We start from the raw sequence: 13,980 nt of genomic DNA on the forward strand, positions 1-13,980 counted from the left end.
GCTACGAACGCAAGGCCGACCACTTCCTCGCGTTCGTCGGCATCGCCGCGGCCCTCATCTGCTACCGCCAACTCACCAAATGAAACGACGTCTTAATCCGTAGGGTGTCGAGCTGCTGGGATCCGCCCACCGGCATCCGTGTTCATCCAGGTGAGAGGCCACCTTGCCCGGCGGTCCACTCCATCGACACGAACCCCAAAGGCGACTGACGGCGCAGCGACCTCCGCCGGCGAATATGATCTTGTTCGTCGTTGAGCACCTCCAACCTTGCGGGCAGCATCAGGGGGAGCCAATTGGGGAGCCACCGTCGGCGGACACCCCCGGACCCGCCGCGACTCCCCCAGGGTGTTTCTGCAGGTGAGAGGCTCCCCGATCGACTTCCTTCGACCTTGATCGATTGATCTCCTGTGCCTGGGGGTCAAGGGGTCGTGGGTTCAAATCCCGCCGTCCCGACAGAGTTTATGCAGGTCAGAGGGCTAACCTAGAGTCACCCTGCGGCTCCCCGAACGACACTCGGGAGCCACAGGGGGAGCCAGCACCCGAAGGCTCACGGCCGGGAAGCAGCCTTTGTCCCGAGCGGAAGATCACGTTCGCCGGAAACGCCATGCCGAACCCGTGACGCGCGGTCAGAAGGTCCTTCCCGGTCACGCCAGCGGAACGGCGTATCAGTTGCCGCGAGTGAGCAGGGCGCGCGGATAGCGGGGCCAGCACAGCCGCCAACCTGACCCAGGCAGCCTCGATCCGATCGCCTCGACTAAGAGCGTGTGGGTTGCGGGTGTTCTGGGGGATAGTGCGGGATCGTGTCGTCGGACCTTGCGTTGCGGCTGATGCCGGATCAGTTGTGGGAGCTCGTCGGGCCGCTGATCCCGGCGTTCAGGCCACGGCGGCAGAGTGGCGGGACGGTGGTGTGAGCGATCGGGCGGTGTTCACCGCGATCGTGTACATGCCGACCGCGCATCGCCGTTTCACCGCTTGGACGCGGGCTGGGTTGTGGCCGCGGCTGCATCGCGCGGTGCTGGACGCGCTGGGTACAGGGGGCCAGGTGGACTGGGCGTCGGCGATCGTGGACGCCGCGGCCGTCCGCGCGAAAAAAGGGGGGCACGCGACCGGCCCCGATCGGGGCAGGATGCGCGGCAAACTCCACGTGCTGTCCGATGCTGCCGGGTTGCCGTTGGTAATCGCGATGTCGATCATCCAGCGGTGGCGGCCGAAGCGCTCGCCGGACTCGACGGCGGGCCGGGCGATGCGCGGCACGATTCCGCGTCGCCGCAACCAGGTTCGGTGCTCGGCGGAGCGGTACGCCTTGTCGGCGCGTATCTTTCGAACGGACGCCGGCCCGGCTGCTCGGCGCCTGACCATCCGCTACGAACGCCACGGCCACCTGTTCAACGCCTTCCTCGTCCTGGCCGCCGCCATCACCTGCTCGGAGCCGAGCGTGGCGCCAGGGCAGGCGGACCAGCTCGGCGAGACCAGCTTGTTGTGGCCCGGCCTGCACCGGCGTTCCGCCTTCGGGGCCAGCCGGATCCGGCCGCGACGTAACCCACCCCGCGCCTCCTCGCGTCCTACACCTCACCACCGAAGACGAGGAGACTGATGGCCCCGACGACGGACCTGCCCACCGAAGTCCACATCGAGCGGCACGCCGCCGGTTCTGGTACTCGGTGGTCCTCGCCGCGCTGATCCCCATCACCGCGGTCACCATCCTCGCCGGCAGTCTCCTCCTCGGCCCCGCCCTCGCATGGGTCACGATCGCCTGGGGTGTCCTCGGGCTTCTCTGGGCCACTGCGCCCGTCCGCAACTACCGCAGGCTTGAGCGGCGGATCCGAGCCGAGGCCCACATCCGGAAGCGGCAGGAGCAGACGCCCGCGAGCGACTCCCGGCCGGATTGAGCACGTCGAAAGCGGCCGAGTTGACGAAGCGGCTTCAGCGTCGGCTGGCGGCATATGCATCGCCCGATGGTGTGACGATGCCCAGCGCGACATGGCTGGTCACAGCGAAAGCTGCTTCATTCCCGCGACCACGCCCAAACAGAACAACGTCAGTGGCTGGGAGAGCTGTTGGCACTGCGTGAGACCCTAGGCCATATCCACGCCAAGCAGGCTCAGGCCAGGGCCCGGCGGGTGAACCACCGGCTCAGCGCCATGACACAGGCCACCAGGCAGGGACCCGACCGCCGCCAGGTTTCTCGTCCGGTCAATGGGAGGCAGCGGGCGGGCGTCAACGGCGGAAGGGATCGGTGTGCATTAGTGGTCCGGCCACACCGGCGGTCGCCGCAGCCGTCAAAGAGGTCCCAAGGCCCACTCCTCGCGCGCCGATCGGGTGTCTCTGCGGCGACGCCGGATGTGAGCAACCGGCCTCGGCCCTCGGTTCTCCCGCGCGGGGTGTGAGGGACTCACCTGCGCAGCCGCGCGAAGAAGTCGGCCAGTTCGTCGGTCGCCGCCAGAGGCATGACATGCGCGACGTACTGATCTGGTCGCACGAGGACAATGGCACCACCACGGTCGATCGTGCGCGCTTCGAAGATGTCGTCCTCCGGCATCGTGGCGTGGACCCGCTCGAGGTCGGCCAGGGCGAAGGGACCGACCTTCGGTTTGAAGACCTCGGGCACCTGGGAGAGTTCGATCGCGTGGTGGTCTTGCTGGTAGACGACCTCAAGGTCGAACCAGTCGTGGGGCCTGACGCCTTTCGGAAGCCCGGTGAACGGCGAGTCGGAGGACGTGGTGAGCCATTCCGCGAGTTCGGCGACTGCGGAGCCGTCACCGCCGGGTGCCGCCTCGTCCGCGAACACGTAGATTCTCCAGCGCCCGTCGGCCGTCGCTTGATGCCCCAGATGCACGGGATTGGTGTCGGCCACGCGTCGTACCCTCGCGGAGGCGAAGCGCTGCCCGATCGGGAAGCCTTTGGCCAGGTCACGGTGCATCGGGCGGCCGACGATCATCGATGGGGCGTATTCCGTCCGGAATCCGGTGCGGAACTCCTCCGTGGACTTGAAGTACTCCGGCAACTCCGCGGCGTCGGCGAACTCGTCGGCCTTCTTGGCCATCATCGACGACCACGCCTTGTCGAAGTCGATCAGGTTCTTCGCGATGGCCTTGCGTTCCGCGCCGTACGTGGTGAGCAGCGCCTCCGGCGCCCGTCCGTCCAGGACGTGGCCCAGTTTCCAGCCGAGGTTGAATCCGTCCTGCAGGGAGACGTTCATTCCCTGGCCGCCCTTGGCGCTGTGCGTGTGGCAGGCGTCGCCCAGGATGAACACGTGCGGCGGACGATCGCCGGTCTCCGTCGGCGGCACGTCGTCGAACTGATCGGCGAGCCGGTGTCCGACCTCATAGACGCTGAACCAGGCCACCTTCTTCACGTCCAGCGAGTACGGATGCAGGATCGCGGCGGCCTTCGCTATGACGGCCTCCACCGGCGTACCGCGCACCTTTCCCGCGTCGTCGGCGGGGACCTCACCCAGGTCGACGTAAAGGCGGAACAGGAACCCGCCTTCGCGGGGAATGACCATCATGTTGCCGCCGCTGCTCGACTGGATGGTCGACAGCAGTCGGATGTCGGGGAAGTCGGTGTCGGCCAGGATGTCGAGAACGCCCCACGCATGGTTCGCGCTGTGGCCCTCGAACCGGCAGCCGATCGACTGGCGCACCCTGCTGTGCGCGCCGTCGGCCCCGACGAGGTACTTCGCACGGACCTGGAATTCCTTGCCGGCGGTCTCCCCCACGGAGTGGGCCAGGGTGGCGAGCACCGGGTGCTCGGTTCCGGGGACGACCTGGTGGCTCACGTACTCCACGCCGAAGTCCGGGCGCATCCTGGTCGGCGAGTTCGCCATGAACTCGGCGAAGTAGTCGAGTACGCGCGCCTGGTTGACGAGGATGTGCGGGAACTCGCTCAGACCTTTGGGGTCGTCGGGCGACCGGCCGGCCCTGGCGATGCGCGTGGGATCGTCCGGGTCCGGCTGCCAGAAGGCGAACTCGGTGACGTGGTGCGCCTCGGCGGCCAGCCGGTCCGCGAAGCCGAACGCTTGGAAGGTCTCGACACTCCGCGCCTGGAGCCCGTCGGCATGACCGGTCCGCAGGCGCCCCGCGCGGCGCTCGATGATACGCGTGCTGATCCGGGGGAACTGCGAGAGCTGGGCCGCGGTGATCATTCCGGCCGGTCCGGTGCCCACGATGAGAACGTCGACCTCGTCGGGCAGGCCGTCGGGACGGTCCAAACCGACACCGGCGGCAGGCTGAACGCGGGGATCGCCCGAGACGTATCCGAAGTGATGGAACTGCATGCCGGTCTCACTCCTGCCCGGTGCCGGGTGCCTGGTCCTCTGCCGGCATGCCAGGGCGCACCTGCTCGCACCAGACGTCCCACGCTCGGACGGCCTGGCCGCTGATGGTCGCGTTCGCCGCCGCCGCTTCGCCGGCCGAGAGGTACCGCGGATTTCCGAGAGCGAGCGCCGTGGCCTGGGCATGCGCGTTGGCCTCGGTGTAGACCGCCCGGTAGACGACCTCCTGCAGCGAACCACCGACGGCGACCGAGCCATGGCCGCGCATCAGCGCGACGGGTGCGTCCCCGAGCGTCCTGGCGAGCGCGGCACCGAGCGACGACGAGGTGATGAGCAGGCCGCTGGCGTCTCCGGCGACGTCGCTGATCTCGAAGACCGGTGTCGTCCGCCCCCCGAGGAACCCGGCCATGTGGAGGATCGGCCGCAATCCGGTGTCGACGACGCTGAACGGCACGACCGAGGGCGAGTGGCTGTGCACGACCGCCATGACGTCCGGGCGGCGGCGGTAGATCTCGGCGTGGATGAAGCGTTCCAGGTAGGGGCGGCGCGGGTCGTCGGTGCGCCCGTCCAGATCGTGCTCGAGCAGGTCGGACGCGGTCACCGATCCCGGAGCCAGGTTCCGTGACAGCCAGAACGTGTCGGCGCGCGGGGCGGTCCGCACACTGACGTGCCCGAAGGCGTCGAGGACTCCCTGGCGGACAAGGATGCGGTTCGCGGCGACCAGGTCCGTTGCTTGTGCCGCTGTGAGCGTGGTCATGAGGGCGGTACTCCGGGTGGTTCGTTGCGTGCGGTCACGAGCTGTGCGGTCGAGCAGTGCGGTCGAGCTGTGCGGTCACGAGCTGAGGAACACCACGCCGGCGCGCTCGGCCATGATGGGCTGGATGAGCTCGCGCACCACCTGCTGGTGGGCGGGGTGGTCACGGAACTCGAGATAGCCGGCCTCGTCGTCGAACTCGGTCAGCGATGAGAACTCGAAGTTGTCCGGCCGGATCCGCAGGTCCCTGCCCATCCGCATCGACCGGATGGTGCCGATCTGGTTCCGCAGGGCCAGGAGGCCGTCGGCCATCCGCTGGATCTGCTCGTCCGTGGTGCCCTCGTGGAAGCGCAGGGAGATCACGTGGTGGAGCATCATCGGCCTCTGCGCGGGATGCTGACCGTCTTGGACTGTGTGAAGGAGAGGATCTCCTCGAGGCTCTCCTCCTTGCCCAGGCCCGAGGCCTTGACACCGCCGAAGGGCAGTCCGGGGAAGTGACGCGAGGAGTCGTTGATCCACACGTATCCGGCCCGCAGATCCTCGGCGAACCGGTGCGCCCGGTCGACGTCCTGCGTCCACACGCTGGCGGTCAGGCCGTAGCGGACGCCGTTGGCCGTCTCGACCGCCTCGTCGTCGGTGTCGAAGGTGAGCACCGAGAGCACCGGACCGAAGATCTCCTCTTGCGCGATCGTCATGGCGGGCGTGACGCCGGAGAACACGGTAGGCTCGATGAACAGGCCTTCGGGCAGGTGAGCGGGGCGGCCACCACCGGTGGCGACGACGGCTCCCTCCTCACGGCCGATGCCGATGTAGCGGCTGACCCGCTCGAAGTGCTCGCGGGAGACGAGTGCGCCCATCTGGGTGGACTCGGAGACCGGCACGCCGACCTTGATCTGCTCGACGAGCTCGACGACGCGCGCCAGTACCTGGTCGGCGATCGACCGGTGCACCAGGAGCCGCGAATTCGATCCGCAGGACTCGCCCTGGGTGGCGGTGAAGTTCATGCCGAACACGGCGCCCTGGGCGGCCGCCTCGAGGTCGGCGTCCTCCAGCACCACCATGGCGTTCTTGCCGCCGAGCTCCAGGCTCACATGCTTGACGCCCACCCCTGCGGCGACCCGCTGGATGTCCCGGCCGGTGCGCTCGCTGCCGATGAACGCGATCCGCTCGATCTCCGGGTGGGCGGCGATCGCCACGCCCGGGGCCGGGCCGGCGCCGTTGACGATGTTGACCACGCCGGGAGGCAGTACCTCCGCGATCAGCTCGCCGAGCCGGATCGCCGACAGCGGTGCCTGCGGCGGCGGCTTGAGGATGACGGCGTTGCCCGCCATCAGCGGCGCGCCCAGCTTTCCCGCCCCGAAGAAGATCGGGTGGTTGAACGGGATGATCCGGCCGACGACGCCGTAGGGCTCGGGCCGCGAGTAGTGGAGACCGGTCCCGGCGCCCGGGTAGGTCTCGCCCTTGATCATCAGCGCCCAGTCGGCGAACATCTCGAGATGGTCGGCCGCCCACAGTGCGTCCTTGCGCATCGCGGTGACCGAGCTGCCGCCGTCGAGGGCGTCGAGCAGGCCGAGTTCGCCGGCATTGGCCCGGATGTGCGCGGCGAGCTCGCGGAGTGCCGAGGCCCGCCCCTGGGGCGAGTAGCGGCGCCAGCTCTCGAAGCCGCGCCGGCCCGACCGTACGGCGGCTTCGACGTCTGCCTCACCGCCGTCGGCGACCTGCGCCAGGGGGAGCTCGGTGGCCGGGTCGATCGTGGTGAAGGTCGCTCCGCTCGCGGCCGGGCGCAGCTCGTTGTCGATGAGCAGACCCCAATCGCGGGAGCGGATCGCCTCGAGCGTCGCCCGGTGCGGCGCGTACTCGTCCGAGTAGGGCGTCGTGGCAGTGGTTGACATGGCCTTCCTCGTCACTTCTGGGTGTTCGTCCCGACCGCGGTGAGCCGCGCGCGCAGCTCGCGCCAGCGCTCTGCGCACTGGGCGGACGCGGCGGCGTACTCCTCCGGCAGGTGGTGGTACGGGGACCGGGAGGGGCCGGGCCGGCAGTAGCCGGCGGCGGCGATGCGGGCCTTCTCGATCTGGGTGTTGTAGGAGGCGAAGACCTCCTGGTCGGCGAAGAGGTGCGCCAGCGGCTCGTTGGCCCACGCGATGTCGGCCGCCGCCTTGCCGGCGGCCTCCGCGTCGCCACGCGTCAGCGCCTCCATCAGGGCGATCGAGGGCTCGGGTCCCATCCCCGCGGCGGTGGCCCAACAGGCGGTGGTGGTTTCGGGCGCACGTGCGGCGAAGTCGTGCACGACCATGTCGCTCGGGACGAAGTTCACCTTCTCCCCCGTGGCCTCCAGCATGCGGTCCAGGTGCGGCGCCCGGGACACCTTCGCCGAGGTGACGGTGGGCGCCTCGGCGGACACCCCCTGCCAGAACTCGACGGGGAACGTGTAGCGGAAGGCACGGGCGTTGGCATAGACCATGAGCGCGAGATCGGGGAACGCCTCGCTGGCCTGGGCGAAGTAGTCCACCGCCATCTCGGTGGTCAGCGGCTGCCACATGGGCAGGCCGAGGAGGGCGCCCGTGGCGCCGGAGCCCGCCACCTTCCGCAGCCGACGGGCCGTGCCATGGCCGCCCGCACCGGTCGCGCCCACGAACGTGGGCACCCGGCCGGCGACCGCCTCGACGACCGTGTCGACGACGACGTCGAAGTCCTCCTCGCTCAGGGCCGGGCACTCGCCCGTCGTGCCCAAGGCGATGATCCCGGAGACTCCGTCGCGCACGAGCCGGTCCACGACCCGGGCCGTTTCGTCGACATCGACGGTGTTCCGGGCGTCGAGCCGCTCGGCGCCGGGCAGCGCCGGGGTCGGGATGATGCCGTACATGCCGTTGATCTCCGCCGCGGTGATCACGGTCGGGCTCCCTGCCCGGCGGCCGGGCGGGCCGTCTGCTGCTTGGTCGACATCGACACTCCTTCTCACACGCCCTGCGGCGTGCTTCGCAGGTGTTCTTTCGGTCGCTCGCAGAGCGACCAGGTCACTTCGTGAAGTTCGGTGGCGGCGGGCCGGCGTACCCCCAGGTGTCGCCCTTCCACTCCTCGCCCCAGAACCTCGCCTCCAGCGGGCCCGCCATCTCCTCCTCGACCTGCTCGAGCTCGGCGTAGTACTCGATGAACACGCCTGCCGGGTCGGCGTAGTAGGTGAAGATGTTGCCCCCGGGCCCGTGACGCCCGGGACCCCACACGCAGGCCGTTCCCTCACGGGTGAGCGCGCCGAGTGCCGTCATGACGCTGTCCATCTCGACGAGGTCGAACGCGATGTGCTGGACGCCGGTGCGCTCGGAGTCGCAGACGGCGAGGCTGTGGTGATCGCGGTTGCAGCGCATGAACGACATGCCGCGCGCGGTCCGGTCACTCACCTTCAGCCCGAGCGCCCCGTAGAAGCGCTCCAGTACCGCTCGCTGGGGGGAGTTGAGGACCACGTGGCCGAGCTTGCGGGGCGCGACGATCCGCGCCTGGTGGCTCTCCTCGGTGAACTCCGCCCCGTACAGCAACTGCACCACATTGCCGTCCGGGTCGCGGACGGCCGCACCGGCCTGGTGGCCGGGTCCGACGGCCTCCCCGGGCTCACGCTCCACCTGGCCGCCCGCGGCCACGGCCGCCTCGACGGCCCCGTCGAGGTCGGCACGGGTCGCGACGTCGAAGGAGATGTGCACGAGCTCGCCCCGTTCTGCCCCGGCGGGCGCCTGTTCGAGGGAGAGGCCGTGGTGCGCGGACGTCAGCGTGCGGAAGTACCGACGCCGGGAGTCGCCGTCGCCGTTGACGGCTGCCAAGCCCCAGCGGTCGATGTAAAAGTCCTCCGTCCGGTCAAGGTCGGGCACCGCTAGGGCGATGTTGTTGAGGGTTTGCACACGGACCATGGGAAGCCTCCGGTTCGGGCTCTGCGGAAAGGCGCACGGCGGGGGCCGGGAACCTTCCTTCACAGGCGGCCCCGGGGACTCAGGGGCCGCCTCTGGACCACGTCAGTGGTTGCGGACGAAGTCGGCCACGAGCCGGTTGAACTCGTCGGCGTGCTCGAGCTGGGCCCAGTGGCCGCAGCGGTTGATGATGTGCGCCCGCGAGTCGGGGATGCCGGCCGCCAGGAAGAGCGCGGTCTCGAAGGAGACGACCCGATCGTCGCGGCCGTGGATCAGCAGCGTCGGCGCCGAGATCTCCGGGAGCCGCCTCGGGTCGGCCCAGATCGTGATCGGCGCCTTGGGTCCGTGCTTGGCGACGTTCGCGAGATGCTCCGGGCGTTTGGCCACGGCGGCCGAGCGCTGCTCGGACAGCTCGGGGGTGGCGAACCGCTCCTTGTCGTAGACCATGATCTCGACCAGCCGCATCATCTGCTCGGGGCTGTGGTCGGCGTAGCTCCTGGCCATGACCTTGAGCCCCTCGGTCGGGCCGCCGCCGGCACCGAAGAGGATGGGCTTCATCTGGATCGGGGCGCCCATGGTGATCAGGTGGGACACGCGCTCGGGCCGCTCGATCGCCATCCGCAGCGACGCGTGTCCGCCCATCGAGTTGCCGACGAAGGCGGCCTTGTCGATGCCGAGCGCGTCGAGGAGCTCGCAGATCACCTCGACGTGGTCGTAGGTCGCGAAGTCGGCCTCGTCGGACTGGCCCCAGCCCGGCAGGTCGGGGGCGATCACCCGGAAGCCGGCCGCGGCGATGGGCTCGATGTTCGGGTTGTAGTTGCTCCAGCCGGTGGCGCCGGGACCGCCGCCGTGCAGCAGGAGGACAGGGTGGCCGTCGGCCGGGCCGGCCTCGTTGTAGTGGATGTTCCAGCTCTTGGTCCGGACGTCCTTGGCGACGTCCGCTTCGGTGAGAGCCATCAGCGGGCACCTTCCGGGGGCATGTTGGTGAAGGGGGCTTGGCCGAGCAGGCCGTGAACCATCTCCGGCGGACGGTGGCCCCAGCTGCTGAGCTTGCCGAGGGTCTCGACCTGCCAGGTCTCGTCGTCGATGAGCAGCCCGCCCCAGCCGTACTCGACGGAGAAGCCGGAGGGGGTACGGACGTAGAAGCTGAACATGCGGTCGTTCGGGTGCATCCCGAGCGTCATCTCGAACGGCTGCTTGGCGTCCATGCACCGGTCGTAGGCCATGCCCACGTCGCGGATGTCGCTGACCTCGACCATGAAGTGGTGCATCTTCTTCGGGTGCGGCATGTTGCCGAAGGCCACGGAGTGGTGGCGCGGGTTGCAGTGCAGGAAGACGACGTCGGCGACGATCCCGGGAGCGACCTCTTCGACGATGAAGTCGCTGATCCTGAAGCCGAGGATGTCCATGTAGAAGGCGAGGTACTCCTCGCGGCCGACGCCCTTGGACACCAGCACCTCGTGGCCCGCGCCGCCGGAACCGGTGACGAACTCGCCGAGCAGGGCGTCCGACCGGAAGGGAGTCTCGGCGTCGGCGAAGCCGGTGACCAGCTCGAGCCGGTTACCGAGGGGGTCGGCGGTGATCACGATGCGGTCGACCCGCCGGGCGGCGGCGAGGGCGGAGCCGCCCTCGGTGACCTCGACGCCGGCGCCGCGCAGCTTCTCCACGATCCGGTCGAGCGAGCTGCCGCTGTCCACCACGTAGCCGGTAGCGGCCAGGTCGTCGGCCGGCCCCTCGGTGCAGAGCCAGCGGTACGCCTTCTCGTCGGTGCGGAAGCCGATCGAGCCGGCGGCCTTGTGGCCGACCTGCATTCCCAGCAGGCCCGCGGCGAAGTGCTCCCAGTCGGCGAGGTCGCTGACCTCGTACACGACGTACGCGAGCTCCTTGACTCCAGACATCTGTTCCTTCTCTCGGGTGTGGGGGTCAGAACGCCGGAACCGCGAGCCCGGCCTTGTCGGACGCGGCGACGAACTTGTCCGGTCGCAGGGCGATCGCCTGGACGCCGTAGCGGGCGAACCAGCCGAGAAGCACCCCTTCGAGATCGACCAGCTCGTCGGGCCCCTGGGTGTAGGCGGTCTTCGGCCGGACGGTGAGGTAGCGGGCGCCCAGCGCGTCCCACTCCGCCTTCTCCTCGGCGCCGAGCAGCGTCCGGGGGTCGGTGTCGGCGCCCAGGAGGACGAAGCCGTCACCGAGGAGCTCGTCGAGCCGCCTCATCAGGCCCACCGTGTCGCCGACCACCGGCTGCGGGATCATCCGTCCGACGATGGAGGCGTCCTCCACCTCGCCGCGCAGCCAGCCCCCGGCGTCGAGGACGGGCGGCGCCATCATCGGTTCTTCGTAGGGCGTCACGGTGTTCTCCGGCACCGCGTTCATCGCCTCGAGTTCCTCGGGTGAGACCTGCTGCTTGATCACCCGGCCGAACTGGACGGCGATCCGTGTGAAGAACTCGACGTTGGGACGGCGTTCGGCCTCGTAGGTGTCGAGCATCGCCGCGTCCATCTCCCCGCGCAGGACCCGGGTGAGCTTCCAGGCGAGGTTGTGGGCGTCGCGCATGCCGGACTGCATCCCCGCACCGGCCCACGGCGGCATCAGGTGGGCGGCGTCGCCGGCCAGGAAGACCCGGTCCACGCGCCAGGTCTCGGCCGCGCGGACGTGGTGCCGGTAGAACGCGTGCTGGTGGATCTCCACGTCGTCGGGCGTCACCCCCATCGCGTCGAGCAGCGGCCAGACCTGCTCCGGGGTCTGGAAGTCGGCCTCGGTCTCGCCCGGCCTCAGCGGGATCTCCCAGCGGTGGTTGCCCGCGGACAGCGCGATGTCGACGACCGGCCGCTCCTTGTCGCTCCAGAAGGTGAGGAGGTCGCGGTCCGGCCACCAGCGCTTGACGCGGCAGTCGATCACGATCCACAGCTGCGGGTCGGTGTCGCCCAGCATCGCAATGCCCAGCAGTTTCCGGGTCAGGCTGGAGCCGCCGTCCGCGGCGAGCGCGTAACGGGCCCGGGTAGTCGTCTCCGCGCCGGTCGCGCCATCACGAGCGGTGATCGTGACGCCGGTGCCGTCCTGTTCGACGCCGATCACCTCGGCGCCGTAGCGGACCTCGATGCCGTCGGTCTCCTCCGCGCAGCGGCGCAGCTCGGCCTCCATCGTCGGCTGGTAGATGCTGAAGAAGCGCGGCTTGGTGTTGCGCGTTCCGAGCGCCGAGGGCGGTTGCTTGGCACGGAGGATCTCCCGGCCGTCGTAGGTCTTCCAGCGCAGCTGGTCCTGCGGCTCGATGACCTTCTCGATCCGCTCGTCGATGCCGAGGTCCTGGAAGATCCGCATCGTCCAGTCGTTGATCGTGACGGCTCGGGCGCGGGCGTAGATGTCGTGGTCCCGCTCGAAGGCGATCACGGACGCTCCCTTGGTGGCGAACGACAGTGCGCCGACCAGGCCGGTCGGACCGTAACCGATGATCGCGACGTCGGCGTCGAAGTGCTCAGGCATGCGGTGCTCCTCCAAGAGTTCGACCGAGCGGTCGATTTCTTGGTGAGGAGTGTCACGGCCGCGGAAGGTTTCGGTCAACCGCCGGATCGGAGTTTCTGGTTTGCAGAATTTCCTTGGCAAACGGGCCCGGATGTGGCTCGTCCGCCCTGCCAGGCGACGTGTTCCGCCGCCGTATGCTTCACGGGTGGACAGGCAGCGGGTCAGCAACCGGCGGGGGAAACGCTCACGCGAGGACATCCTTGAAGCGGCCTCACGCATCATGGGGAAGCGGGGCTACGCGGCCACACCGCTCTCCGTCGTCAGCAGCGAGATCGGGCTGGCGAAGAGTGTGATCTTCCACCACTTCCACACCAAGGGCGGACTGCTCTCGGCGGTGATGGAGCGCGGCATGAACGACTTCTTCAAGGCCATGAGCGCCGCGCACGCCGACCCGCCCGTCGGCGGCACCCCCCCGGAACGGCTGAGCTGGTTTCTCGGCCGTGCGGCCGGAGTGCTCACCGAGCGGGAGGAGTTCCTCCGCCTGCACATGTTCCTGATCCTCAGCGAGGACGACGACGACGCCGAGGCCGAGGTGAAGGAGACGATCGACAAGGTGCGCCGCGAGGGCAGGCGCCACATGAATCACATGATCCGGGAGTCCTTCCACGACGAGGGCCCGGAGATCGCCGCGGCGGTCGCCGACAGACTCGAGTACATCGGCATGGCCGGGATCGACGGCACGTTCCTCGCGGTTCAGGCTGAGAAGGGCCGCTCGATGTCCGATGACATGGAACTGCTGGCCGAGACCATCGCACTGATGGGAGAGCGGCTCGCGGCGAGGCTGCGCTCCGCTGCGCCGACATACAGGTGAACCAGACTTGGAACTCGACAACACGGCCCGATCGGCCCCCGCACTCCGCGGTCGCCCACCTGCCTGTCCATCGATTCCTCGAGGTAGCGGACCAGACCGCGCCACCCGTCAGGGTCGGCCGCCGCGGCGCGGGCGCCGACCGTCATCGACCCCGACCCAGGACTACGACGCGCCCAAGGTCGCGGCCGAGGAGCTTCAGGCCGGGGCGTTCAGGCCGGGCGCTTTGCCGGCGGTCTCCACCTGCGGCATGCGGCGCCGTTCGAGAGCTTGGCGGCCGAGTTCGAGAAGATCGTCGGTCGTGTTGTACTTGATCAGTTTGGCGAGGTCGGGTGACACGGCATCGGTGACGGCGGCCGCGTCCCGCAGCGCGCGTGCGGAGGCCGCCGGGCCGAGCGAGCCCTGTAGGAAGGCGCGTATTCGCAGGGCGACTTCGGCGGGGTCGAGACCGGTGCCCTTCGGACGCGACCGCTCGTACCACAGCCGGAACTCGCTGGCAGGGCTTGTCGTTCGGCGCCGCGGCATGGGTGTTCAGGTACCACATCACCTGGTGCCCGCATCCAAGATCACCATCCAGGAGCGGCGGCGGATGTTCACATCTGATGGTGACGATCCCGACAGCGCTGGCCGAGGCGGGCGCGCGTCGCGAGGGTGAGGCGGTACGCCAGTGGATCGCGGCACTGCCGACGCTGGTCACTCGCTATATCGACCAGTGGGGGTGTGAGCCCGCGGG

13 protein-coding genes are annotated in these 13,980 nt (G+C 69.3%); 3 read left to right on the forward strand and 10 right to left on the reverse strand.

Going from position 1 to position 13,980, the window contains the following annotated elements:
• Positions 1-907: 907 nt before the first annotated feature.
• Together AB0C78_RS46105 and AB0C78_RS46110 are read left to right on the forward strand one after the other, a co-directional pair.
• Positions 908-1,594: a hypothetical protein gene (locus AB0C78_RS46105; RefSeq protein WP_360761217.1), complete on the forward strand. Its 687-nt coding sequence runs from the start codon at positions 908-910 to the stop codon at positions 1,592-1,594.
• A 67-nt stretch (positions 1,595-1,661) separates the two neighbouring features.
• The gene (locus AB0C78_RS46110) at positions 1,662-1,889 is read left to right on the forward strand and encodes a hypothetical protein (protein ID WP_360761219.1); all 228 of its coding nucleotides are present in this window, start codon (positions 1,662-1,664) and stop codon (positions 1,887-1,889) included.
• A 503-nt stretch (positions 1,890-2,392) separates the two neighbouring features.
• On the opposite strand, the gene AB0C78_RS46115 is transcribed toward AB0C78_RS46110, so the two are convergent.
• The 9 genes from AB0C78_RS46115 to AB0C78_RS46155 form a co-directional block, all read right to left on the reverse strand.
• Positions 2,393-4,276, reverse strand: coding sequence for an FAD-dependent monooxygenase (locus tag AB0C78_RS46115; protein WP_360761221.1), 1,884 nt, complete (start codon positions 4,274-4,276; stop codon positions 2,393-2,395).
• Between the two features lie 7 nt (positions 4,277-4,283).
• The gene (locus tag AB0C78_RS46120; RefSeq protein ID WP_360761223.1) at positions 4,284-5,030 is read right to left on the reverse strand and encodes a class II aldolase/adducin family protein; all 747 of its coding nucleotides are present in this window, start codon (positions 5,028-5,030) and stop codon (positions 4,284-4,286) included.
• 75 nt (positions 5,031-5,105) lie between these two features.
• Positions 5,106-5,390 (reverse strand): Dabb family protein, encoded by a 285-nt coding sequence (locus AB0C78_RS46125; protein ID WP_171069082.1) that lies wholly within the window; start codon positions 5,388-5,390, stop codon positions 5,106-5,108.
• A gap of 11 nt (positions 5,391-5,401) precedes the next feature.
• Positions 5,402-6,919 carry an aldehyde dehydrogenase family protein gene (locus AB0C78_RS46130; protein ID WP_360761225.1) on the reverse strand — a complete coding sequence of 506 codons (1,518 nt, stop codon included), beginning with the start codon at positions 6,917-6,919 and terminating at the stop codon, positions 5,402-5,404.
• 11 nt (positions 6,920-6,930) lie between these two features.
• Positions 6,931-7,917: a dihydrodipicolinate synthase family protein gene (locus AB0C78_RS46135; RefSeq protein WP_360761226.1), complete on the reverse strand. Its 987-nt coding sequence runs from the start codon at positions 7,915-7,917 to the stop codon at positions 6,931-6,933.
• 124 nt (positions 7,918-8,041) lie between these two features.
• Complete coding sequence (locus AB0C78_RS46140; protein WP_360761227.1) at positions 8,042-8,923, reverse strand: VOC family protein; 882 nt, start codon at positions 8,921-8,923, stop codon at positions 8,042-8,044.
• 102 nt (positions 8,924-9,025) lie between these two features.
• Positions 9,026-9,877 (reverse strand): alpha/beta hydrolase, encoded by an 852-nt coding sequence (locus tag AB0C78_RS46145; protein ID WP_360761229.1) that lies wholly within the window; start codon positions 9,875-9,877, stop codon positions 9,026-9,028.
• Positions 9,877-10,818 (reverse strand): VOC family protein, encoded by a 942-nt coding sequence (locus AB0C78_RS46150; RefSeq protein WP_360761231.1) that lies wholly within the window; start codon positions 10,816-10,818, stop codon positions 9,877-9,879. Before AB0C78_RS46150 ends, AB0C78_RS46145 begins: the two co-directional genes overlap by 1 nt.
• 25 nt (positions 10,819-10,843) lie before the next feature.
• Positions 10,844-12,400, reverse strand: coding sequence for a bifunctional 3-(3-hydroxy-phenyl)propionate/3-hydroxycinnamic acid hydroxylase (locus AB0C78_RS46155; protein ID WP_360761233.1), 1,557 nt, complete (start codon positions 12,398-12,400; stop codon positions 10,844-10,846).
• A 184-nt stretch (positions 12,401-12,584) separates the two neighbouring features.
• Between AB0C78_RS46155 and AB0C78_RS46160 the strand changes: the two genes are divergently transcribed.
• On the forward strand, positions 12,585-13,250 hold the full coding sequence (locus AB0C78_RS46160) for a TetR/AcrR family transcriptional regulator (protein WP_360761235.1): 666 nt from the start codon (positions 12,585-12,587) through the stop codon (positions 13,248-13,250).
• Between the two features lie 195 nt (positions 13,251-13,445).
• Here the strand turns inward: AB0C78_RS46160 and AB0C78_RS46165 are convergent, their stop codons facing one another.
• Positions 13,446-13,772: a hypothetical protein gene (locus AB0C78_RS46165; protein WP_360761236.1), complete on the reverse strand. Its 327-nt coding sequence runs from the start codon at positions 13,770-13,772 to the stop codon at positions 13,446-13,448.
• Positions 13,773-13,980 lie beyond the last annotated feature (208 nt).

The sequence above is a fragment of the Actinomadura sp. NPDC048394 genome, from assembly GCF_040651755.1.
Lineage (GTDB): Bacteria > Actinomycetota > Actinomycetes > Streptosporangiales > Streptosporangiaceae > Spirillospora > Spirillospora montaniterrae.

Coding starts and splice junctions, on each gene's coding strand:
- AB0C78_RS46155 (WP_360761233.1), bottom strand. CDS start 12,400: ATGCCTGAGCACTTCGACGCCGACGTCGCGATCATCGGTTACGGTCCG.
- AB0C78_RS46115 (WP_360761221.1), bottom strand. CDS start 4,276: ATGCAGTTCCATCACTTCGGATACGTCTCGGGCGATCCCCGCGTTCAG.
- AB0C78_RS46150 (WP_360761231.1), bottom strand. CDS start 10,818: ATGTCTGGAGTCAAGGAGCTCGCGTACGTCGTGTACGAGGTCAGCGAC.
- AB0C78_RS46140 (WP_360761227.1), bottom strand. CDS start 8,923: ATGGTCCGTGTGCAAACCCTCAACAACATCGCCCTAGCGGTGCCCGAC.
- AB0C78_RS46165 (WP_360761236.1), bottom strand. CDS start 13,772: ATGCCGCGGCGCCGAACGACAAGCCCTGCCAGCGAGTTCCGGCTGTGG.
- AB0C78_RS46130 (WP_360761225.1), bottom strand. CDS start 6,919: ATGTCAACCACTGCCACGACGCCCTACTCGGACGAGTACGCGCCGCAC.
- AB0C78_RS46145 (WP_360761229.1), bottom strand. CDS start 9,877: ATGGCTCTCACCGAAGCGGACGTCGCCAAGGACGTCCGGACCAAGAGC.
- AB0C78_RS46120 (WP_360761223.1), bottom strand. CDS start 5,030: ATGACCACGCTCACAGCGGCACAAGCAACGGACCTGGTCGCCGCGAAC.